Below are 21833 nucleotides of genomic sequence, written 5' to 3'. Positions count from 1 at the left end.
CGTCATGCCGTTACCCCTCGCCACGAAGTATGTTTTCAGCCTGCGCATCGCCGTCGCCACACCGATCGAGGCCGGCGATATCGGCGTCGGCAGCCGTCGCGTCATCCCGATCACCGGTGGCGAACTGGTCGGCGAGGGGCTGCACGGCCGCATCCGCGAGGGCGGCGCCGATTACCAGATCATCCGTCCCGACGGCTTCACCGAGCTCGAGGCCAAATACGCCGTCGAGATGGACGATGGCGCCATCGTCTACATCGAGAATATCGGCGTGCGTTTCGGGCCGCCGGAAGCCCTGGAACGCATCCGCCGCGGCGAGCCGGTCGATCCGGCGCTGATCTATTTTCGTTCGGTGCCGCGCTTCGAGACGGGGGCGCCGGCCTATCGCTGGCTGATGCGCGCGTTGTTCGTCGGCGTCGGCGCCCGTCATCCCGATCGCGTCGAGATCGACGTCCACCAGGTGCTGTAGGGGAGCCAGGGGAGGCGGGCGGTTGACTCGTGTCCAAATAGTTATATAACATAACTATTCTAACGGATACGAAATCATGGGAAACGCCGCTTCCGGAGCCTCCGCAGGCTCCCCCTCCGATGCCTCGCCGCTGGTCATCGCGCGCGATGGCGCCGTCCTGACGGTGGGACTGAACCGCCCGGCCAAGCGCAACGCGCTCAATGACGGCACGGTGCTGGCGCTCGAGGCCTGCTTCAGCGACATCGCCGACGATGTCCGCGCCGTGGTGATCCATGGCGTCGGCGAACACTTCTCGTCCGGGCTCGACCTCTCCGAACTGACCGAGCGCGACGTCACCGAAGGTCTGCTCCATTCGCGGATGTGGCACCGCGTGTTCGACAAGATCCAGTTCGCGCGGGTGCCGGTGATTGCTGCGCTCAAGGGCGCGGTGATCGGCGGCGGGCTCGAACTGGCTTGCGCCGCGCATATCCGCGTCGCTGAGCCCAGCGCGTACTATGCCCTGCCGGAAGGCCAGCGCGGCATCTTCGTCGGCGGCGGCGGATCGGTGCGACTGCCGCGCCTGGTCGGCGTGGCGCGGATGGCGGACATGATGCTGACGGGCCGCGTCTACAGCGCGGTCGAGGGCGTGCCGCTCGGTTTCTCGCAGTATCTCACCGAAGACGGCGGCGCCTTCGCCAAGGCGATCGAACTCGCCGGCAAGGTCGCCAGCAACGCGCCGCTGACCAATTTCGCGGTGCTGCAGGCGCTGCCGATGATCGCGGAGGCCAATCCGCAGGTCGGCCTGCTGATGGAATCGCTGATGGCGACCGTTGCGCAGGGCGACAAGGAAGCCAAGGCGCGCATTCGCGCCTTCCTCGATCGCAAGACGGCCAAGGTCAAGCCCACCTGACGACGGGAAGTTCCATACGATGTCCGCGGCGGCTCTCGACAAATCCTCTTCCACCGGCGCGCCATTGCGCCCCATTTCGTTCGGCCGGCCGACGGTGTCGATCGATCGCCGCGACGACGGCACGATCTACCTGCGCCCGACGGCCGGTCTCGGCGATTTTCCGCGCCGGCTGACCGACAAGCTGCATTTCTGGGCGAACCACGCGCCGCACCGCGTGTTCATGGCGGAGCGTGCGCCCGGCGGCGGCTGGCGCGAGGTGACCTACGCGCAACTGCTTGAATCCAGCCGGGCCATCGCCTCGGCGCTGCTGGCGCGCGGCCTGTCGGCGGAGCGACCGCTGATCATCCTGTCGGGCAATTCGGTTGATCACGCCTTGATGGCGTTCGGCGCTTACTACGCCGGCGTGCCGGTCTGTCCGGTGTCGCCGCCCTATTCGCTGGTGTCGAAGGACTACAGCAAGCTTGCCTATGTCATGGGCCTACTGACGCCGGGCCTCGTCTTCGCCGACGACGCGGCGCTGTTTGCCGATGCGATCGTCGCCAATGTGCCGGATGCCACGGAAATCGTCGTGAGCCGCGGCGACATTCCCGGGCGCACCGTGACGTCGCTGGCCGACCTGTTGACGACGTCGGAGCATCGCCGCCTCGATGAGGCCCATGATGCGGTCGGGCCGGACACCATCACCAAGTTCCTGCTGACGTCGGGATCGACCGGCAAGCCCAAGGCGGTCATCAACACCCAGCGCATGATCTGCGCCAATCAGGTGATGCTGGGCGATACGCTCGCCTTCCTCAAGGACGAGCCGCCGGTGATCGTCGACTGGCTGCCGTGGAATCATACCTTCGGCGGCAACCACAACATCGGCCTGACGCTGTTCAACGGCGGCTCGATGTATCTCGACGAGGGCAAGCCGACGCCGGCGGGCATCGCCGAAACGGTGCGCAACCTCAGGGAGATCGCGCCGACGGTCTATTTCAACGTGCCGAAAGGCTATGAATCGCTGCTGCCGTACTTCCGTGAGGACAAGGCACTGCGTTCGAAGTTCTTCAGCCGCCTGCATGCGATGTTCTTCTCCGGCGCGGCGCTGTCGGCCCATGTCTGGAATGCGCTGGACGAGGTGGCGGTGGAGGCGACCGGCTGGCGCGTGCCGATGCTGACCGGGCTGGGCGCCACCGAGACCGCGCCGTTCTTCATGTGCGTCACACCCGAAACCAGCCGCTCCGGCCATGTCGGCCTGCCCGTGCCGGGCAACGAGGCCAAGCTGGTGCCGGACAATGGCAAGCTCGAGGTCCGCGCCCGCGGCCCCAACGTGATGCCGGGCTACTGGCGCGAGCCGACGATGACGGCGAAGGCGTTCGACGAGGAAGGCTTCTACAAGTTTGGCGATGCGCTGAAACCGGTCGATCCGCAGGATCTCACCGCGGGTTTCGATTTCGATGGCCGCATCACCGAGGATTTCAAGCTCGGCAGTGGCACCTGGGTCAGCGTCGGGCCGCTGCGGGCGCGCTTCGTCGCCGCCTGTGCGCCGCTGGTGCGCGATGTCGTGATCACCGGCATCAACCGCGACCAGCTCGGCGCACTGGCGATCCTCGATCTCGATGGCTGCCGCGCCATCAATCCGGCGCTGCCGCCGCATGATCTCGCTGCCGCGGCCGCCGATCCGCAGGTGCAGGCCGCGTTTCGCTCGCGCCTCGCCGCGCTGGCGGAGACCTCGACCGGCTCCTCGACGCGGATCGCCCGGGCGGTGCTGCTTGGCACGCCCCTGTCGATCGACAACAGCGAGGTCACCGACAAGGGCTCGGTCAACCAGCGCGCGGTGCTCGAGCACCGCGCCGATCTCGTCGAGCAGCTCTACAGCGACCCGGTGTCGTGCCATGCCATCGTGCTCGGCGACGGCTAGGCGGGTGCAGCGCACACCGCCGTGTCGCCCGAGGGATGCGGCGAAACAGGCCCTCGCGCGGCCCTTGGAATCGTGCTCAAAGCATCGGCAAGTCGGTCGCACCAGCGACGAAAGTTTGAGGCGACGCGTGACGAAAATCTCGCGCGCGCCGGGTAGCCTGGACTAAACTAAAACAAACCGATCGAAGGGAGGACTTAGATGAACAGACTGATCGTCCCCATGGCGGCGGCCTTGCTGGCGTTGCCGGGGCTCGCGGCGCCCGCCGCGGCGCAGAGCAACGAAATCGTCATCGGCATCACCACGTCGACCACCGGGCCGGCGGCGGCGCTGGGCATTCCCGAGCGCAATGCGCTCGAGTTCGTGCCGACGGAGATCGGCGGGGTCAAGCTCAAGGTGATCGTGCTCGACGACGCGGGTGATCCGACCAACGCCACCACCAACGCGCGCCGCTTCGTCACCGAGGCGAAGGCGGACGTGATCATGGGCTCGGCCACCACGCCGCCGACCATCGCGGTTTCGACGGTCGCCAACGAAGCCGGTGTGCCGCATTTCGGCCTCGCGCCGTTCCCGTTCACGCCGGCCCGCGAGAAGTGGTCGGTCGACATGCCGCAGCCGATCCCGATCATGGGCAAGGTGCTCTATGATCACATGAAGAAGAATAACATCAAGACGGTCGGCTACATCGGCTACTCCGACTCCTACGGCGATCTCTGGTTCAACGATCTCAAGGCGCAGGGTGGTCCGCTCGGCCTGCAGATCGTGGCGGAAGAGCGTTTCGCCCGGCCCGACACCTCTGTCACCGGCCAGGTGCTGAAGCTGCTGGCTGCCAATCCCGACGCTATCCTGGTCGGCGCATCCGGGACCGCCGCGGCGCTGCCGCAGACCACGCTGCGCGAGCGTGGTTACAAGGGCCTGATCTATCAGACCCACGGCGCGGCCAGCATGGATTTCATCCGCATCGCCGGCAAGGCGGCGGAAGGCGTGATCATGTCGTCCGGGCCGGTGATGGCGCCGGAAGGCCAGCCGGACAGCGCGCTGACCAAGAAGCCGGGCCTCGCGCTCAATACTGCCTATGAAGCGAAGTACGGTCCAAACAGCCGCAGCCAGTTCGCCGGTCACTCCTACGATGCTTTCGAGATTCTCAAGCGTGTGATCCCGGTCGCGCTCAAGGAAGCGAAGCCCGGCACGCAGGAGTTCCGCGAGGCGATCCGCAAGGCACTGCTGTCGGAGAAAGAGCTGGCCGCGAGCCAGGGCGTCTACAACTTCACCGAGAAGGATCGCTACGGCCTCGATGACCGTTCGCGCATCCTGCTGACGGTCAAGGACGGCAAGTACGTCGTCATCAACTGACGATCCGATCACCATGCTGAAAAGCGAACGGGGCCGTTCCTTCGGGAGCGGCCCCGTTTTGCTGTCAGCTCCTCATGGAGAGGAGCGCGGCACGCGCGTTTCGAACCATGAGGCCCGGATTGGTATGGCTCTCGGGCCTCACTCATCCTTCGAGACGCGGCCATGTGGCCGCTCCTCAGGATGAGGGGTTGTGTCGGGTCTGCGGCAGACCTCAGGACGCCGCGGCTTCCTCGTGCTGGAAGCCGAGATAGCTCGCGATGACGCGCTGGTCGGCGGCGATGTCCTTCGCCGCGCCGCTGAGCACGAACTCGCCGAGCTCCATGACATAGGCGCGGTCGGCGATTTGCAGCGCAGCCTGGGCATTCTGCTCGACCAGCAGCACGGCGACGCCGGCCTGCTTGAGCTCGCCGACGATCTTGAAGATGTCGGCGACGATGCGCGGAGCGAGGCCGAGGCTCGGCTCGTCCAGCATCAGCAGCTTCGGCTGGCCCATCAGCGCGCGACCCATGGCCAGCATCTGTTGTTCGCCGCCGGACAGCGTGCCGGCGAGCTGGGCGCGGCGCTCCAGCAGTCGCGGAAACAGTCCGTAGACACGCTCGAACGAACGCGCCGCGGCGGCGGCGTTGCGGAAGGCGCCGAGCTGCAGGTTCTCCTCGACCGACATGGTGGCGAACAGCTCGCGATGCTCCGGCACCAGCGACAGGCCCGCCGACACGCGGTCCTCGATGTCGAGGGGGCCGAGATCGGTGCCGGCGAAGGCAACCGCGCCGTGCAGCGGCAGGATGCCCATGATCGCGTTCAGCAGCGTGGTCTTGCCGGCGCCGTTGGCGCCGACGATCGTGACGATCTCGCCGGCGCGAACCTCGAGCGAGACCGAGCGGACGGCCTCGACCTTACCGTAGGAGACGTGGGCGTCGTTGACGGTGAGCAGCGCGGTCATGCGACGCCTCCGAGGTAGGCCTTGATGACGTCAGGGTTGGTCTTGATCTCGGCGGGCAGGCCTTCGGCGATCTTGGTGCCGAAATCCAGAACTACGATGCGGTCGGCAAGGTTCATGACGAAGCCCATATCGTGCTCCACCAGCAACACCGACATGCCTTCGGCCCGCAGCTGCCGCAGCAGTTCGGCGAGCTGCTGCTTTTCCTTGTGGCGCAGGCCCGCGGCCGGCTCGTCGAGCAGCAGCAGGATCGGATCGACGCACAAGGCGCGGGCGATCTCGACAATGCGCTGCTGCCCGAGCGCAAGGCTGCCGGCGAGGTGGTGCATCTGCTCGCCAAGGCCGACGCGCTCGATCTGCCGTGCGGCTTCCGCCATCAGCTTCGCCTCGTCGCCGCGGTCGAACCGCAGCATGCTGGCGACGGCGCCGGAGCGCCCGCGCAGATGGGCGCCGATCGCGACGTTCTCCAGCACCGTCATGTCCGGCACCAGCTTGACGTGCTGGAAGGTGCGGGCGACGCCGCGGCGGACGATGTCCTGCGGCCGGGTGTTGATGATCGGCTTGCCGAACAGCGAGATCTTGCCGGCGGTCGCCGACAGCACGCCGGTGATGAGGTTGAAGGTGGTGCTCTTCCCGGCGCCGTTGGGGCCGATCAGCGCGACGATTTCCTTGCCGTGCACCTCGAACGAGACGTTGTTGACCGCGATGACGCCGCCGAACTGCTTGCGGGCGCCCTCGAGGCGCAGCAGCGTCGCGCCGTTGTCGTCCGCAGGCGGGCGTCCTGGCAGCGCGCCGGCCGGCGCAGGGCGCTGGCCTGCGCCGCCCTTCGCCGGCCACAGCGCGGCGAGGCGCGGCCACATGCCGCCGGGCGCGATCTGCAGCAGCGTCACCAGCAGCATGCCGAACACGACGGTTTCGAGTTGGCCTTCGCCGAACACGAAGGGCAGGTAGCTCTGCAGCACTTCCTTGAGGATGACGACGATGCCGGCGCCGAGCACGGCGCCCCAGACATGGCCGGCGCCGCCGACCACGGCGATGAAAAGGTATTCAATGCCGGCCTGGGCGCCGAACGGCGTCGGATTCACCGCGCGCAGGAAATGGGCGTAAAGCCAGCCGGACAGGCCGGCCAGCACCGCGGCATAGATGAACACCAGCAGCTTGGCGCGCGCGGTCTCCACGCCGAAGGCCTCCGCGGCGACATGGCCGCGGCGCAGCGCGCGGATGGCGCGGCCGGTGCGCGAGTCCAGGAGGTTCAGCGTCAGCAGGCCGCTGATCAGCACGCCGGCCCAGATCACGTAATAGATCGAGTCCGCGCTCATCATCTGCAGCGAGCCAATCGACAGCGGCGGGATGCTGGAAATACCGTCGTTGCGGCCGAGAAACTCAAGCTTGCTGAAGAGGTAGAACAGGCTGAGGCCCCAGGCGATGGTGCCGAGCGGCAGATAGTGGCCTGACAGCCGCACCGTGATCAGCCCGAGCAGCACCGCGGCAAGGCCCGCGACCAGCAGCGACAGCGGCAAGGTCAGCCATGGCGACAGGCCGTACGCGGTGGTCAGCACGGCGGTGGTGTAGGCGCCGAAACCGCAGAACGCGGCCTGGCCGAACGAGGTGAGGCCGCCGACGCCGGTCAGCAGCACCAGCCCCATCGCCACCAGCGCGGCGAGGCCGATGTTGTCGAGCAGCACGATCCAGAACGGCGGCATGCCAGGCACCAGCGGGATCACCGCCAGCACCAGCGCGAACACGAGTATGGGCCATCGCTGGGTCATGGCTCAGTCCTTTTCTTCTTCGACGGCGGGCGCGGACAGCGAGCGCACGAACAGGACCGGTATGATCAGCGTGAAGACGATGACCTCCTTGTAGTCGCTGGCGTAGAACGACGACATCGCCTCGACGATGCCGACCACCAGCGCGGCGATGGCCGTGATCGGGTAGCTGCCGAGGCCGCCGATGATGGCGGCGACGAAGCCCTTGAGGCCGATCAGGAAGCCGCTGTCGTAGTAGATCGTGGTCATCGGCACGATCAGCGCGCCGGAGACGGCGCCGATCACCGCGGCGAGCAGGAACGCGGCTTGCCCGGACAGCGTGGTGCGGATGCCGACGAGGCGGGCGCCGAGGCGGTTGACAGCGGTGGCGCGCAGCGCCTTGCCGTACAGCGTGTAGCCGAAGAACAGCCACAGCGCGACGATCAGCGCCAGCGCGATGCCATAGACAGCGACGTTCTGGCCGGTGATGCGCATCGGGCCGAGGCCGAAAGCGAGGTCCGAGATCGGCGGCGCGCGCAGACCTTCGGCGCCAAAGAATACGAGGCCAAGGCCCTGCATCGCCAGATGGACGCCGACCGAGGCGATCAGCAGCACCAGCACCGAGGCGTGGGCGATCGGCTGATAGGCGATGCGGTAGAGGTAGAGGCCGATCGGCGCGACGATCACCAGCGACAGCAGGAAGTTGACGATGAGGTTGCCGGAATGGCCGGCGACGAAGGCGGTCAGTCCCAGGATCGCCACCGGCAGAGCGACATTGACGACGAGCGAACGGACGATCCGCCGCATCTGCAGCGCGCGCCGGGCGACGAACAGGTCGAAGGCAAAGGCGACGATGCCCATGACGACGGCGAGGCGGGCGGTGCCCGGCATCTTGCCGGCGCACAAGGCCGCATAGGTCAGGGCGCCATAGGTGATGAATTCGCCCTGCGGGATCAGGATGACCCGGGTCACGGCAAACACCAGCACCAGGCCGAGGCCCAGCAGCGCATAGATCGCGCCGTTGGTGATGCCGTCCTGAAGCAGGAACAGCAGGATCGTGGTATTCAAGGTCGCGTATCCCCCCTGGCGAGGCTCAGGCCCCGCCGACCGCCACAGATCAAGGTTGTGAGCAGTTGTCGCCTGCCCTCGCTATTTGATATAGCTCATAACAATTATAAGTTATAATCTCAAGCGGCTTCGGCTCGCGCGTGACCGCATGAACCGCAACCGCCGGCACAGGTTTTCGACCGAAGCCGATATCGCCGCAAGTCACACCTTCGGCTGGTCCGCCTTGCGGACGGCCGGGGCACCTCGGGCTTTTTGACACACGGGCTTGTTGAACAATGGCCGCCACCAGATCTGCCGTTTCCCGTGCACCTCGCGCACGCTCCAAGGCTGCCGAGACGCCGCAGGGCGCGGCTGTCGCGGACAGCGCGCCGTTGCAGCTCGGCGAACTCTCCGAACTGCTGGGCTATGTGTTCAAGCGCGCGCAGCTGCGGATCTTCGAGGACTTCATCCGCTGCGTCGAGCCGTTGCAGCTCACGCCGGCACAGTTCTCGGTGCTGGTGCTGCTGGAGCACAATCCAGGGCGCAACCAGACCGAAATTGCCACCACGCTGGGAATTCTGCGGCCGAATTTCGTCGCCATGCTCGACGGGCTGGAAAGCCGCGAGCTGTGCGTGCGCGTGCGCTCGACGCAGGATCGCCGCTCGCACATCGTCATGCTGACGGACAAGGGCCGCTCGGTGCTGGCGCGCGCCAAGCGCCTGGTGGCGACCAAGCACGAGGCGCGGCTCAACGCGCTGCTCGGCGAGGACGGCCGCAGCGCGTTGCTGGGCATGCTCGACAAGCTGTCGAAGTTCTGACCGCGCCCCGGCCTGCGGGGCGCGGCCGAAGTCAGACGCGGTCGACCAGGATCACCCGCACATCGTTGACATTGGTGAGCGTCGGGCCGGTGATCAGGAGATCATCGGTGGCCGCGAAGAAGCCGGTTGCGTCATTGTTGGCGAGATACGCGGCCGGATCGAGCCCAAGCCGGCGCATGGCGTCGAAGGTGCGCTGGTCGATGATGGCGCCGGCCGGATCGGTTGGCGAGCCCGCGCCGCCGTCGGCGCCGTCGGTATCGGCGGCGAGCGCCGAAATTCCCTTGGTGTCGGCGAAGGCGGCGGCGAGCGCCAGCGCGTATTCCTGGTTGGGGCCGCCGCGGCCATTGCCGGTCACGGTCACGGTGAGCTCGCCACCGGACAGGATCGCGAGGCGGCGGCCCTCGGCGCGCGCCTTCAGTGCCATCGCCGCATGCGCGGCGGCGACGGTGCGCGCCTCGCCCTCGAGGTCGGCGCCGAGATCGATCACCTCGTAGCCGGCGTCGCGCGTCGCACGGACGGCGGCGTCGATGGATTCGCGGGGGCGGCCGATCAGCTCGAAGCGCGCATGGGCGAACGCCGGATCGTTCGGCTTGCAGGTCTCGTTGGCGGGATAGTCGAGGGCGCGGCGCACAGCCTCGTCGACCTTGAGATCGTAGCGCGCGATGATGGCGCGGGCATCAGCCAGCGTCGAGCCATCCGGCACGGTCGGCCCGGAGGCGATCACCGCGGGATCGTCATGCGGCACGTCGGAGATGCCGAGCGTGACGATGGTGGCCGGGTGGGCCGCGCGCGCGAGGCGGCCTCCCTTGATGCGCGAGAGATGCTTGCGCACCGTGTTCATCTCGCCGATCGGCGCGCCGGAGCGCAGCAGCGCCTTGTTGACCTGCTGCTTCTGGGCGAACGACACGCCGTCCGCGGGCGCGATCCAGTTGGCGGAGCCGCCGCCGGAGATCAGCACCAGCACGAGATCGTCGGCGGTCGCTTCCGCCGCGAGCCTGAGCGTGTCGTCGGCGGCCTTGAGGCCGGCTTCGTCCGGCACAGGGTGGCCGGCCTCGACGACGCGGATGCGCCGCGTCGGCACGCCGTGGCCGTGGCGGGTGGTGGCGAGGCCGGACAGCCGCGCAGGATCGAGGCCGAGGGTGTCCAGATAGTGGGCTTCCGCCGCGGCGGCCATGGCGGCTGCGGCCTTGCCGGCGGCGAGGCAGATGATGCGGCCCTTGGGCGGGGGCGGCAGGTGGGACGCGAGCACACGGTCGGGGTGCGCAGCGGCAACGGCGGTGTCGAAGATCGAACGGAGCAGGGGGCGGTGATCGGTCATGGCGGCTTGTCGGTCGGGGGTGTGATGTGGGCTCAGGGCGTCGGCGCGGCGCGCGCTATCCCGAACGGCAGGTGATCACATGCATGGTCGGCGCATTCCTCTGATCGCGCCGCCTGTGGGGCGCGGTGGCAACAACACGATGTCTTTGTCCGGAGCGGAAACGCCGCGGCGTTCCCCTGGGGGTCGACCTGTTTGTTGCGCTTTTCTTGGCGTCGCCGGAACCGAGCCGGCCGCAGACGCATCCGATCCATAGCAGGATTTGGGATTTTCCAACAGGGTTTTGGCGCGCCGGGATCATTGCCGGCAGGACGGCTGGCGCCCGAAGCCGCCCCGGCGAGGTGGACCGCCGGGGCGCGCGATCAGGGTCTCGGGGCGCGCCGTCAGCCGCCCGCCTCGCCGCTCATGACCGGGCCGAACAGCTCCCAGCGTTCGCCCTTGAAGCGTTGCAGTTGCACCTGCTCAATCGGCGCGTAGTCGGTCGGGCCGGTATTGATGGTGATGCCGGGCAGCAGGTTGGTGGTGACGAAGCCCTTGAGGTTGGCCGCCTGTCTCATGACGTTCGCGCGCGTGAGATCGTCGCCGCACTGCTTGAGCACCTGCACCAGGGTCTGGGCGACATTGTAGCCGACCATCACCGAACTGTCGGCGCGGTTGGCCTCGGGAAAGTCCTTGGCGAGGAAGGCGTCGAACGCCTTCATGCCCGCGCTGTCCTTCCACTGCGGGTCGAGCGCGTCCTGCAGGTAGTTGACCGAGATGATGTCCTGGGCGTTCTCGAAGCCGGCCGGCTTGATCACGCTGCCGATCGACGAGCTGACGTTATTGAGGAAATGCAGCGGCTTCCAGCCGATCTCGGCGACCTTCTTGATCGCCTGTGCGGCGAACTTGGGGGTCGTGATGTTGACGAAGACGTCGGCGTTCAGCGACTTCATCTTGACGATGTGCGAGTCGATGGTCGGCTCGGCTACCTCGTAGGGCTCCTCGATCACGATCATCGACGCGGCCTTGTCGCCGAGGCCGTCCTTCAGTCCCTTGAGATAGTCCTTGCCGTAGTCGTCGTTCTGGTAGAGCACGGCGATCCTGGCGTTCGGCTTCTCCTTGAGCAGATATTTGGCGTAGATCCGGGTCTCGGCCTGGTAGCTCGGCTGCCAGCCCATGGTCCACGGAAATTCCTTCGGGTCGTTCCACTTGGTCGCGCCGGTGGCGACGAACAGCTGCGGCACCTTCTTGCTGTTCATGTATTTCTGGATCGCCGAGTTGGACGGCGTGCCCAGCGAATTGAACACCAGCAGCACTTCGTCGCCTTCGACCAGCTTGCGTGCCTGTTCCACGGCTTTCGGCGGGCTGTAAGCGTCGTCATAGGAAACGAAGTTGATCTTGCGGCCGTTGATACCGCCTTCGGCGTTGATCTTGCGGAAGTAGGCCTCCTCCGTCTTGCCGATCACGCCATAGGCCGACGCGGGACCGCTGTACGGCATGATGTTGCCGATCTTGATTTCGGTGTCGCTGGCGCCGGGGTCGTATTTCTTCTGGGCGAGGACGGCGCCGCTGGTCGCCGTCAGGAGCATCGTGGCGAGTGAGAACGTCGCCAGCCGTCGCGAAACGCAGGACATGTCGTTTTCTCCCTTGTCGATGATGTGTGTCGTGTCTGTCGGGAAACCTCTGCCGGGCTTCTTGCGCGATATTGAATACCCGTTGCGCCGGGCCTTCAAGCGAAAGCCCCCGGCGACATGGTCGCCGGGGGCTGTCGTTTTGTCGCTGCCGCGATCGCGGCTGTTTAGTCTTCAATCCTGCTTCAGCTTTGAGTTGTCAGCCGCCGATCTCTCCATTGATGATGGCGCCGAACGGTTCCCACTTCTCGCCCTTGAAGCGGTTCATCTGCAATTGCTCGATCGGGAAGAAGTCGGTGGCGCTGGTATTGATCTTGACGCCCGGCAGCAGGGTTTCGGGCGCAAAATCCTTCAGGCTCGCGGCCTGCTTCATGATGTTCTCGCGGGTCAGCGTGTCGCCGGCCTGCTTGAGCACCTGCACGACTGTCTGGGCCTGGCCATAGCCATAGACCACCGACGCGTCGTTGCGGTTGAGATCGGGGGCATATTTGGCGAGGAACGCGTAGAAGTTCTTCATGCCCTCGTCGGTGTCCCACTGCGAGTCCGCGCCGTCCTTGGCGTAGGCCGCGGACAGCAGGTCCTGGGCGTTCTCGAAACCGGCGGGCTTCAGCACGCTGCCGACCGACGCGCCGACATTGCTCTGGACGTACACCGGCTTCCAGCCGATCTCGGCGACCTTCTTGATCGCCTGGGCGGCGAACTTCGGCGTCGTGATGCTGATGAAGGTATCGGCGCCGGAGGCCTTGAGCTTGACGATGTGGGAGTCGATGGTCGGCTCCGACACCTCGTAGCTCTCCTCGGCGATGATCAGTGACGTCTTGGCGCCGAGGCCGTCCTTGATGCCCTTCAGCAGGTCTTTGCCGAAGTCATCGTTCTGGTACATGATCGCGATCTTGGCGTCGGGCTTGGTCGACAGCAGATACTTCGCGTAGATGCGGCCTTCGCTCTGGTAGGGCGGCTGCCAGCCCATGGTCCAGGGGAAGTCCTTGGGATCGCCGAACTTGGTGGCGCCAGTGGCGACGAACAGTTGCGGCACCTTCTTGGCGTTCATGTATTTCTGGATCGCCGAGTTCGAGGCCGTGCCGAGCGGCCCGAACACGAACAGCACCTCGTCGCTTTCCACCAGCTTGCGGGCCTGCTCGACCGCCTTCGGCGGGCTGTAGCCGTCGTCATAGCTGATGAAATTGATCTTGCGGCCGTTGATGCCGCCCTGTTCGTTGATCATCTTGAAGTAGGCGGCTTCGGCCTTGCCGATCACGCCATAGGCGGACGCCGGTCCGCTGTAGGGCATGATGTTGCCGATCTTGATTTCGGTATCGCTCGCACCGGTGTCGTATTTCTTCTGGGCGAGCGCGGCGCCGCTGGTCAGCGCCAGCGCGGCAATCGCCGCCGACAGGCCGATGAAGGTGGAACGCGTGGTCATCGTCTCGGATACTCCCTCAGTGTCAGTTTCTGGTGATTTTGGTGATGGCGCTTTCCAGGTATTGGGCGACCTGCCGCGCGCCGCGCGGAAGCACAAAGATCACGATGATCAGCAGCACGCCGAATACCGCGCCGGACAGTCCCTTGGAGATGCTCTCGGCGATGTTCGGCACGAACACGATGAACGCCGCGCCGGCTAGCGAGCCCGGAAGCCAGCCGACGCCGCCGACCACCATGCCGAGGAAGATCGCGATCGCGAGCTGGATGTTGTAACCGTCCGGTGCGACGAACTGCACCACGATGGCGCCGAGGGCGCCGGCGACGCCGGTGAAGGCGGCGCTGATGCCGAACGCCAGCGTCTTGTACAGCGACAGGTTGACGCCGAGCGCCGACGCAGCGATCTGGTTGTCGCGGATCGCCATCATGGCGCGGCCGGTGCGCGAGTGCAGCAGGTTGACCGATGCGATGTAGATGAGCAGGCCGACCGCCAGCGTGAAGTAATACAGCCACATGTCCTGCGAGATCGGCAGGCCGAACGGCGCATCCGGCTTGGTGATGACGAGGCCTTGCACGCCGCCGGTCCAGTGCTCGAACACGCCGAGCTTGAGCAACTGCGGGGTTGCCGTCGCCAGCGCGAAGGTCGCGAGCGCGAGATAGACGCCCGACAGCCGCAGCGCCGGCAGCCCGAACAGGAAGCCGAAGACGAAGCACACCGCGGCGGCGACCGGCAGCGTCAGCACATAGTTGACGTTGGCGGAATCCATCAGCACCGCGGCAGTGTAGGCGCCGAGTGCGTAGAACGCACTCTGCCCCAGCGAGAACTGGCCGCTGCCGCCGGTGAGAATGTTGAGGGCCATGATGGCGATCGCGTAGACCAGCAGCATGGTCAACTGGAAGATGACGAAGTTCTTCACGAACAGCGGCGCGATCAGCATCAACACCAGCATGATCAGCGAGCCGGCACGGCTCACCGTCATCGATTTCCTGGCGGAGGCACCGACCGCGGGGGTGGAGGCAACGGTTTCCTGGGCTGCGGTCATGATCAAACTCGCTGGACGACGGAGCGGCCGAACAGGCCGTTGGGTTTCACGACAAGCACGGTGATGATCAGCGCGAGCGCGATCGGCAGCTTGAGCTCATTGCCGACGCCCGGAATGTAGGTGCCGACGAGATTCTCGAAGATGCCGACCAGGAAGCCGCCGACCACGGCGCCGAACGGGCTGGTGAGGCCGCCGAGCACCGCGGAGGCGAAGCCGTAGAGCAGCACGCCGCCCATCATGTTGGGCTCCAGGAACACGATCGGGGCGATCAGCATGCCGGCAATGGCGCCGATCGCAGAGGCCATGCCCCAGCCAAGTGCGATCATCCAGCCGACATTGACGCCGACCAGCCGGGCCGATTCCGGCACCGAAGCCGCCGCCCGCATCGCTAGGCCGATGCGGGTGTAGCGGAAGAACACATAGAGCAGGGTCAGCAGCAGGACGGTGATGCCGATCATCCCGGCCTGGTGGGTCGAGATCAGCTGGCTGCCGAGGAACGGCTTGGAGCCGAACGGCGAGGGGAATTGCTTGATGGTGAAGTCCCAGGTCAGGCCGGCGACGCTGTTGAGGATCGCGAACAGCGCGATGAACCCTGCGACATGGGTCAGGATCGGGGCATTGGCGAGCGGCTTGAACAGCGCGCGCTCGATGATGATGCCGCCGGCGAACGAAATCGCCAGCGTCAGCAGGAAGGCAATCCAGTACGGCACGCCCCACTGCATCAGCTGCCAGGCGATGAAGGTGGAAAACATCGCCATTTCGCCCTGGGCGAAGTTCAGGTGGTCGATCGCCTGGTAGATCATCACCACGGCGAGCGCCATGCAGGCGTAGATCGCGCCGGTGGCGATGCCAGCCAGCACCTGGTTGGTAAACAGCTCCATGGCCGGCCTCCTCAATAACCGAGATAGGATTTGCGGATGTCTTCGTTGTCCGCGATCTGCCTGGCGTCGCCGGACATCACGATGCGTCCGGTCTCGATGACATAGGCGTCGCTGGCGATCTCGAGCGCGAGCTGCGCGTTCTGCTCGACCACGAGGATCGTGACTTTTTGCTCGCGGTTGATGCGGCCGAGGATGCCGAACAGGTCGCGCACCACCAGCGGGGCGAGGCCGAAGGACGGCTCGTCCAGCAGCATCAGGCGCGGCCGCAGCATCAGCGCGCGGGCGACCGCCAGCATCTGCTGTTCGCCGCCGGACAGCGTGCCGGCCTGCTGGTCGCGGCGCTCCCTGAGCTTGGGAAAGTAGCCGTACATCCGCTCGACGTCGTCGGCGATCGCACGGGTGTCGCCGCGGGTGATGGCGCCGAGCTGCAGGTTCTCCGCCACCGTCATGCGGGTGAAGGTGCCGCGGCCCTGCGGCACGTGCGCGATGCCGAGCTTGACGATGCTCTCGGTCGAGCGCCCGCCCAGCGGCTTGCCGTCGAAGCGAATGGTGCCGGTGGAGCGGATCATGTTGCAGATCGAGCGCAGCGTCGTGGTCTTGCCGGCGCCGTTGGCGCCGAGCAGGGTGGTGACGCTGCCTTCCTTGAGATTGAGCTGCACGCCGTGCAGCGCCTGTACCTGGCCGTAGTAGGCGCGCAGGTCCTGGATCTCCAGCATGGTGCTCATGTGTCCTTGCTCCCCAGATAGGCCTTGATCACGTCCGGGTCGGACTGCACGGCGGCCGGTGTTCCCTCCGCGAGCTTCTTGCCGAAATTGAGCGCCACCACGTGGTCGGCGATCGACATCACGAGACCCATGTGATGCTCGACCAGCAGCACCGAGATGCCGCGCTGGTCGCGGATGCGGCGGATGAGGTCGCCGAGCGCGTACACTTCCTCGTGATTGAGGCCGCCGGCGGGCTCGTCGAGCAGCAGGATCTTCGGCTCGGCGGCAAGCGCGCGGCCGAGTTCGACCCGCTTCTGGGTGCCGAACGGCAGTCCGGCGACGACGCGATCGCCAACATCGTTGAGGTCGAGATAGTCGGCGATGTCGCGCACGCGCGCGTCCAGCGCCTTCTCCTCGCGCCGCACCCAGGGCAGCTTCAGCATGTCGCTGACCGCATCGCTGCTGGTGCGCGAGTGGGCGCCGACGCGGATGTTGTCGAGCACCGAGAGATTGTGGAACAGCGCGACGTTCTGGAACGTGCGCCCGATGCCGATATCCGGAATCCGGTGCGGCTGCTGATCGAGGATGCTGCGGCCTTCCATCAGGATATCGCCGCGGCTCGGCTGGTAGAGCCGGCTCAGACAATTGAACAGCGTGGTTTTCCCCGCGCCGTTCGGTCCGATCAGGCCAAGGATATGGCCCTGGCGCATATCGAACGACACGCCGTTCAACGCGATGATGCCTCCGAAGGTGACGCTGACGTCACGCACGGAGAGCAGGGGCGAGGACCCCTGCGACGAATCGGCCAGTGTCATGCTGCGCGGCTCGCGCCTGTCGATGCCGCCACGCGGAATTCGCTGGTGTGATCGCTAGTCGATCCCCTCAACCTCTCGAGCAATTTTCCCTCCTGATTTCGATTTCTTGTTGTTGTGATTGTTCGTTGTCGCGACCGGCAGCCCGATCAACGGGCGTCCGGTCATCGCTTTTTCGATATTCTGAACCATCGCGACAAGGCGAGGGCCGATATCGTTGATCAGACGGTCTTCCGAAAATTTGAACGCCGGGGCACCGCAATTGAAGGCGTACGGCCCGGTGCCGTCGTTCAGTCGCAGTGCAACGCCTGCCGCATGGATGTCGGAATGCCATTCGCCGGCCGAGATCGCAAAGCCATGCTTGGCGATCATCTCGCCGGCGCGTTCGATGCCCTCCCTGACCTTTGACCAGCGGTTGCCGACGTTCTCGCGGATTTCCTGCATTAAGGCAGTCCGCTCGTCGTCAGGCAACGCCAACAAATAGGCACGGCCCATTGCGGTGGTCGCGATCGGCACGCGGGAGCCAACATCGAGCAGCACACCGACCGTAAGATCGCTGCGGCTCTGGCCGAAATAGATCATGCTGAGACGATCGCGCGCGCCGATCGCCACGGCGCCGCCGGTTTCCCGCATCAATTTGTCGCGGAACGGATCCGACATGTGACGGATGCCGAGGTTGGCGAGCGCGGCATAGCCCAGCGCCATCGCCGCCGGCGTCAGTTGATATTTTTCGAAGCGCGGAACCTGGGTGAGATAGCCGAGCCTGGTCAGCGTGTAGGTGAGGCGCGACACCGTCGGCTTCGGGAGATTGGTTCGCGCTGCGATTTCCTGGTTGCCAAGCAGGCCGTCATTGGGGCGAAATGCGCGCAGCACGTCGAGCCCTCGCGACAGCGCGACGACAAAGTTGCGATCGGTCGCGCTCTTTTTCGCAGGTCTCTTCATCAAACTTGCCGCACCGCCCTCGTTGACAACGGACGCTCTTCAAAATAACCCTCCGTGTCAAGGTGTGAAATTCAATTCCGCAGTGCGAAATGGTGATAAATCGCCGCAGGAACTGAGGAATTCGTACCCAGCGCTTAACAGGTTAAGAAAAACGTCGTCCGAGGAGAGCAGCGTGAGTGAAGTGGTGAAGGTGGAACGTCACGATGTGGTTGCCATTGTCACGATCGACAGCCCTCCGGTAAACGCGCTCAGCGCGGCCGTGCGCGCTGGCATCAGCGAGGCCGTCAAGAGCCTCGGCAGCGATCCTCAGGTGCAGGCCATCGTGCTGACCTGCGCCGGCCGCACCTTCATCGCTGGCGCCGATATCACCGAATTCGGCAAGCCGCCGAAGCCGCCGGGCCTTGGCGAGGTGATCTCCGACATCGAGAACTGTCCCAAGCCGGTGATCGCCGCGATCCATGGCACCGCGCTCGGTGGCGGTCTAGAAGTTGCGCTCGGCTGCCATTTCCGCGTCGCGACAAAAGACGCCAAGCTCGGCCTTCCCGAAGTCAAGCTCGGGCTGCTGCCGGGCGCCGGCGGCACGCAGCGGCTGCCGCGCGCGGTCGGGCCGGAGCTCGGCGTCAAGATGGTGGTGACCGGTGATCCGATCGGCGCCGCGGAGGCGCTCAAGAGCGGCCTCATCGAAGAGATCGTCGAGGGCCCGGCGTCGGGCGGCGAGGCGTTCGCGCGCAAGGTGCTGGCGGAGAAGCGGCCGCTGCGCAAGCTGCGCGACGACGACAGCAAGCTCGCGGCGGCGAAGGCCGATCGCTCCATCTTCACCAACGCGGCTGCTGCCGCCAACAAGCGCAACCGTGGCCTCGATGCGCCGCTCGCCTGCGCCGAGGCGGTGAGCTGGGTGTTCGACGTGCCGTTCGACGAGGCCCTCAAGCGCGAGCGCGAGAGCTTCATGAAGCTGGTCGCGGGCGACCAGTCCAAGGCGCAGCGTCATGCCTTCTTTGCCGAGCGCGAAGCCGCCAAGATCGACGGCGTGCCGGAAGGCACCAAGCCGCGCAAGGTCGAGCGTGTCGCCATCATCGGCGCCGGCACCATGGGGGGCGGCATCGCGATGTCGTTTGCCAATGCCGGTATTCCTGTCACCCTGATCGAGACCGGCGAGGAGCAGCTCAAGCGCGGCCTCGGCATCATGCAGAAGAACTATGAGGCCACCGCGGCGCGCGGCGGCATTCCGGCCGATGCGCCGGCCAAGCGCATGGCGCTGATCACCGGCGTCGTCGGCCTCGAGAACGTCAGGGATGCCGACCTCGTGATCGAGGCGGTGTTCGAGACCATGGCTGTGAAGAAAGAAGTGTTCGGCAAGCTCGAGCAATTCGCCAAGCCCGGCGCCGTTCTCGCCAGCAACACCTCCTATCTCAACATCAACGAGATCGCGGCGACCACGAGCCGTGCCCCCGACATTCTCGGCATGCACTTCTTCAGCCCGGCCAACGTCATGAAGCTGTGCGAGATCGTCCGCGCCGACAAGACGGCGCCGGATGCGCTGGTCACCGCCGTGTCGATCGCCAAGCGCATCGCCAAGGTGCCTGCGGTGGTCGGCGTCTGCGATGGCTTCGTCGGCAACCGCATGCTGGCCGCCCGCAGCAAGCAGTCGGAAAAGCTGCTGTTCGAAGGCGCGCTGCCGCAGCAGGTCGATGCGGTGGTCACCAAGTTCGGCATGCCGATGGGCCCGTTTGCGATGGGCGATCTCGCCGGCCTCGACATCGGCTGGCGCTCGCGCAAGGACCGCGGCATCAAGTCGGAGATCGCGGACGCGCTGTGCGAGGCCGGACGCTTCGGCCAGAAGACCGGCAAGGGCTATTACAAGTACGAGGCCGGCTCGCGCGCGCCGCTGCCGGATCCGGAAGTGGAGACACTGATCGAGGAAACCTGCGCGCGCCTCGGCCTCAAGCGCCGCGAGGTCAGCGACGAGGAGATCCTCGAGCGCATGATCTACCCGATGATCAACGAGGGCGCGCGGATCCTCGAGGAGAAGGTCGCAGCGCGGCCCAGCGATATCGACGTGATCTGGCTGTATGGCTACGGCTGGCCGGTCTACCGCGGCGGTCCGATGTTCTATGCCGACCAGGTCGGCCTCAAGCACATCGCCGAGCGGCTGTCGTTCTACGCCAGGCAGACCAACGATCCGTCGCTGGAACCGACGGCGCTGCTCAAGCAGCTTGCGGAGAAGGGCGAAACTTTCGCGTCCTACGCCAAGGGGGCTGGCAAGGCAGCCTGATCGCGATGGTCTATCCGGGTGAGAAGTACTACCCCGAAGGGGTACGCTGGAACGCGCCGATCCCGTTCGGCACGCTTCCTGACCTGCTGACGCAGGCGGCCGCCGATTTCGGCGACCGCCCGGCCATCGAGTTCCGCCGCCGGCCGATCAGCTTCGCCGGGCTCAGCGCCATGGTCGACGCCGCAGCGAGCGCATTCCTGCGCGCCGGTTACGGCAAGGGGGCGTCGATCGCGCTGTTCCTCGGCAACACGCCCGATCATCCCGTCAGCTTCTTCGGCGGACTGAAGGCCGGCGCACGCATCGTGCACCTCAGCCCGCTCGACGGTGAGCGGGCGCTGTCGCACAAGCTCACCGACAGTGGCGCGCGGGTGCTGGTGACCAGCAACATCGCCGCACTGCTGCCGATGGCCCTCAGGTTCCTGGAGAAGGGACTGATCGACCGCCTCATCATTTGCGAGGATGAGCACTGGGGCGAGGTGCCGATCCCGAAGGCGCCCTATCCGCAGCAGCCCGCGATCGTCACTTTCCGCGCCTTCGTTGAGGGCGCCGTGCCGCCGGCGCAGTGGCCGACCGTCGTCCCCGACGACATCGCGCTGCTGCAGTACACCGGTGGCACCACCGGCCTGCCGAAGGGCGCGATGCTGACTCATCGCAACCTGACCTCGGCGGTCGGCATCTACGATGTCTGGGGCGCGGCCGCCCGCGCGGCCCGTGGCGACGTCATCGAGCGCGTCATCTGCGTGCTGCCGCTGTTCCACATCTACGCGCTGACGGTGATCCTGTTGCGCAACCTCAAGAACGGCAACCTGATCTCGATGCATCAGCGCTTCGATGTCGAGGCGGTAATGCATGACATCGAGGTCAACCGCGCCACGACGTTTCCGGGCGTGCCGACGATGTGGATCGCGATCGCCAACCTGCCGGATCTCGATCGGCGTGATCTGTCGTCACTGGCATCCTGCGGCTCGGGTGGCGCGCCGCTGCCGGTGGAAGTGGCAAAAGTATTCGAGCGCCGTACCGGCATGAAGCTGCGCAGCGGCTGGGGCATGACCGAGACCTGCTCGCCAGGGACCAGCCATCCGGCTGACGGCCCCGACAAGCCGGGCTCGATCGGGCTGATGCTGCCGGGCATCGAGATCGACGTCGTCGCTCTCGGCGAGCCGAACCGCGTGCTGCCGCCGGGCGAAACCGGCGAGCTGCGCATTCGCGGCCCGAACGTCACCAAGGGGTACTGGAATCGCGCGCAGGAAACCGCCGAGGTCTTCGTCGGCGACCGCTTCCTGACCGGCGACATCGGCTACATGGACGCCGACGGCTATTTCTATCTCGTCGATCGCAAGAAGGACATGATCATCTCCGGCGGTTTCAACGTCTACCCGCAGATGATCGAACAGGCGATCTACGAGCATCCCGCCGTGCACGAGGTGATCGTGCTCGGCGTGCCCGACGAGTATCGCGGCGAGGCGGCGAAAGCCTTCGTGACCCTGAAGCCGGGCGCCGCGTCGTTCACGCTCGATGACCTGCGCACTTTCCTGACCGGCAAGATCGGCAAGCACGAACTGCCGGCCGCGCTCGAATTCCGTGACCAACTGCCGCGCACCACGGTCGGCAAGCTGTCGCGCCACGAACTCCGTACGCAATCTTCCCCCTCCAACCCGCCTGCAGCAACAAGGTAATCCCCTC

18 protein-coding genes are annotated in these 21833 nt (G+C 66.0%); 7 read left to right on the top strand and 11 right to left on the bottom strand.

What is annotated here, in order from left to right; genetic code table 11:
- Positions 1-4 precede the first annotated feature (4 nt).
- The 4 genes from JQ639_RS16930 (at position 5) to JQ639_RS16915 (ending at position 4605) form a co-directional block, all read left to right on the top strand.
- Positions 5-466, top strand: coding sequence for a DUF3237 domain-containing protein (locus JQ639_RS16930; RefSeq protein ID WP_211966613.1), 462 nt, complete (start codon positions 5-7; stop codon positions 464-466).
- 76 nt (positions 467-542) lie between these two features.
- Positions 543-1355, top strand: a complete 813-nt coding sequence (locus tag JQ639_RS16925; RefSeq protein ID WP_211966614.1) for a crotonase/enoyl-CoA hydratase family protein — start codon at positions 543-545, stop codon at positions 1353-1355.
- Positions 1356-1374: 19 nt separating this feature from the next.
- Positions 1375-3255 carry a feruloyl-CoA synthase gene (locus tag JQ639_RS16920; RefSeq protein ID WP_211966615.1) on the top strand — a complete coding sequence of 627 codons (1881 nt, stop codon included), beginning with the start codon at positions 1375-1377 and terminating at the stop codon, positions 3253-3255.
- 198 nt (positions 3256-3453) lie between these two features.
- Complete coding sequence (locus tag JQ639_RS16915) at positions 3454-4605, top strand: ABC transporter substrate-binding protein (RefSeq protein WP_211966616.1); 1152 nt, start codon at positions 3454-3456, stop codon at positions 4603-4605.
- Positions 4606-4816: 211 nt separating this feature from the next.
- Here the strand turns inward: JQ639_RS16915 and JQ639_RS16910 are convergent, their stop codons facing one another.
- From JQ639_RS16910 to JQ639_RS16900, 3 genes are read right to left on the bottom strand one after another with little or no spacing between them, the layout of a single operon-like run.
- Entirely contained in the window at positions 4817-5545 is a 729-nt protein-coding gene (locus JQ639_RS16910; protein WP_211966617.1) for an ABC transporter ATP-binding protein, read from the bottom strand.
- A complete protein-coding gene (locus tag JQ639_RS16905) occupies positions 5542-7311 on the bottom strand; it encodes a branched-chain amino acid ABC transporter ATP-binding protein/permease (protein ID WP_211966618.1) in 1770 nt (589 codons plus the stop codon). Before JQ639_RS16905 ends, JQ639_RS16910 begins: the two co-directional genes overlap by 4 nt.
- A 3-nt stretch (positions 7312-7314) precedes the next feature.
- Complete coding sequence (locus tag JQ639_RS16900) at positions 7315-8355, bottom strand: branched-chain amino acid ABC transporter permease (protein ID WP_211966619.1); 1041 nt, start codon at positions 8353-8355, stop codon at positions 7315-7317.
- A gap of 275 nt (positions 8356-8630) precedes the next feature.
- On the opposite strand from JQ639_RS16900, the gene JQ639_RS16895 reads away from it, so the two are divergent.
- Positions 8631-9152, top strand: coding sequence for a MarR family winged helix-turn-helix transcriptional regulator (locus JQ639_RS16895; RefSeq protein ID WP_211966620.1), 522 nt, complete (start codon positions 8631-8633; stop codon positions 9150-9152).
- 31 nt (positions 9153-9183) lie between these two features.
- Here the strand turns inward: JQ639_RS16895 and JQ639_RS16890 are convergent, their stop codons facing one another.
- From JQ639_RS16890 to JQ639_RS16855, 8 genes are all read right to left on the bottom strand, one after another.
- Positions 9184-10470, bottom strand: coding sequence for a glycerate kinase type-2 family protein (locus tag JQ639_RS16890; RefSeq protein WP_211966621.1), 1287 nt, complete (start codon positions 10468-10470; stop codon positions 9184-9186).
- Positions 10471-10850: 380 nt separating this feature from the next.
- Positions 10851-12080, bottom strand: a complete 1230-nt coding sequence (locus JQ639_RS16885; protein WP_211966622.1) for an ABC transporter substrate-binding protein — start codon at positions 12078-12080, stop codon at positions 10851-10853.
- 196 nt (positions 12081-12276) lie between these two features.
- Positions 12277-13500: an ABC transporter substrate-binding protein gene (locus tag JQ639_RS16880; protein WP_211966623.1), complete on the bottom strand. Its 1224-nt coding sequence runs from the start codon at positions 13498-13500 to the stop codon at positions 12277-12279.
- Between the two features lie 22 nt (positions 13501-13522).
- Positions 13523-14539, bottom strand: a complete 1017-nt coding sequence (locus JQ639_RS16875) for a branched-chain amino acid ABC transporter permease (RefSeq protein WP_211966624.1) — start codon at positions 14537-14539, stop codon at positions 13523-13525.
- A gap of 2 nt (positions 14540-14541) precedes the next feature.
- A complete protein-coding gene (locus JQ639_RS16870) occupies positions 14542-15420 on the bottom strand; it encodes a branched-chain amino acid ABC transporter permease (protein WP_211966625.1) in 879 nt (292 codons plus the stop codon).
- 11 nt (positions 15421-15431) lie between these two features.
- Positions 15432-16145: an ABC transporter ATP-binding protein gene (locus JQ639_RS16865; protein ID WP_211966626.1), complete on the bottom strand. Its 714-nt coding sequence runs from the start codon at positions 16143-16145 to the stop codon at positions 15432-15434.
- Positions 16142-16939: an ABC transporter ATP-binding protein gene (locus JQ639_RS16860; RefSeq protein ID WP_211966627.1), complete on the bottom strand. Its 798-nt coding sequence runs from the start codon at positions 16937-16939 to the stop codon at positions 16142-16144. Before JQ639_RS16860 ends, JQ639_RS16865 begins: the two co-directional genes overlap by 4 nt.
- Before the next feature lie 54 nt (positions 16940-16993).
- On the bottom strand, positions 16994-17878 hold the full coding sequence (locus JQ639_RS16855) for an IclR family transcriptional regulator (RefSeq protein ID WP_211966628.1): 885 nt from the start codon (positions 17876-17878) through the stop codon (positions 16994-16996).
- Between the two features lie 172 nt (positions 17879-18050).
- Here JQ639_RS16855 and JQ639_RS16850 point away from each other — a divergent pair, with 172 nt between their 5' ends.
- On the top strand, positions 18051-20150 hold the full coding sequence (locus JQ639_RS16850; RefSeq protein WP_211966629.1) for a 3-hydroxyacyl-CoA dehydrogenase NAD-binding domain-containing protein: 2100 nt from the start codon (positions 18051-18053) through the stop codon (positions 20148-20150).
- Positions 20151-20155: 5 nt separating this feature from the next.
- Entirely contained in the window at positions 20156-21826 is a 1671-nt protein-coding gene (pimA, locus tag JQ639_RS16845; RefSeq protein ID WP_211966630.1) for a dicarboxylate--CoA ligase PimA, read from the top strand.
- Positions 21827-21833: the final 7 nt, after the last annotated feature.

Origin of the sequence: Bradyrhizobium sp. U87765 SZCCT0048 (assembly GCF_018131225.1) — a bacterium.
Lineage (GTDB): Bacteria > Pseudomonadota > Alphaproteobacteria > Rhizobiales > Xanthobacteraceae > Bradyrhizobium_A.
Note: the sequence above shows the minus strand (reverse complement) of the source record. Positions and strands in the feature narration are given on the sequence as shown.

Excerpts from the sequence above, each read along its gene's own strand:
- JQ639_RS16880 (WP_211966623.1), bottom strand. The coding sequence starts at position 13,500 with ATGACCACGCGTTCCACCTTCATCGGCCTGTCGGCGGCGATTGCCGCG.
- JQ639_RS16860 (WP_211966627.1), bottom strand. The coding sequence starts at position 16,939 with ATGACACTGGCCGATTCGTCGCAGGGGTCCTCGCCCCTGCTCTCCGTG.
- JQ639_RS16875 (WP_211966624.1), bottom strand. The coding sequence starts at position 14,539 with ATGACCGCAGCCCAGGAAACCGTTGCCTCCACCCCCGCGGTCGGTGCC.
- JQ639_RS16925 (WP_211966614.1), top strand. The coding sequence starts at position 543 with ATGGGAAACGCCGCTTCCGGAGCCTCCGCAGGCTCCCCCTCCGATGCC.
- JQ639_RS16870 (WP_211966625.1), bottom strand. The coding sequence starts at position 15,420 with ATGGAGCTGTTTACCAACCAGGTGCTGGCTGGCATCGCCACCGGCGCG.
- JQ639_RS16910 (WP_211966617.1), bottom strand. The coding sequence starts at position 5,545 with ATGACCGCGCTGCTCACCGTCAACGACGCCCACGTCTCCTACGGTAAG.
- JQ639_RS16890 (WP_211966621.1), bottom strand. The coding sequence starts at position 10,470 with ATGACCGATCACCGCCCCCTGCTCCGTTCGATCTTCGACACCGCCGTT.
- JQ639_RS16855 (WP_211966628.1), bottom strand. The coding sequence starts at position 17,878 with ATGAAGAGACCTGCGAAAAAGAGCGCGACCGATCGCAACTTTGTCGTC.
- JQ639_RS16920 (WP_211966615.1), top strand. The coding sequence starts at position 1,375 with ATGTCCGCGGCGGCTCTCGACAAATCCTCTTCCACCGGCGCGCCATTG.
- JQ639_RS16930 (WP_211966613.1), top strand. The coding sequence starts at position 5 with ATGCCGTTACCCCTCGCCACGAAGTATGTTTTCAGCCTGCGCATCGCC.
- JQ639_RS16915 (WP_211966616.1), top strand. The coding sequence starts at position 3,454 with ATGAACAGACTGATCGTCCCCATGGCGGCGGCCTTGCTGGCGTTGCCG.
- JQ639_RS16905 (WP_211966618.1), bottom strand. The coding sequence starts at position 7,311 with ATGACCCAGCGATGGCCCATACTCGTGTTCGCGCTGGTGCTGGCGGTG.
- JQ639_RS16895 (WP_211966620.1), top strand. The coding sequence starts at position 8,631 with ATGGCCGCCACCAGATCTGCCGTTTCCCGTGCACCTCGCGCACGCTCC.
- JQ639_RS16885 (WP_211966622.1), bottom strand. The coding sequence starts at position 12,080 with ATGTCCTGCGTTTCGCGACGGCTGGCGACGTTCTCACTCGCCACGATG.
- pimA (WP_211966630.1), top strand. The coding sequence starts at position 20,156 with ATGGTCTATCCGGGTGAGAAGTACTACCCCGAAGGGGTACGCTGGAAC.
- JQ639_RS16865 (WP_211966626.1), bottom strand. The coding sequence starts at position 16,145 with ATGAGCACCATGCTGGAGATCCAGGACCTGCGCGCCTACTACGGCCAG.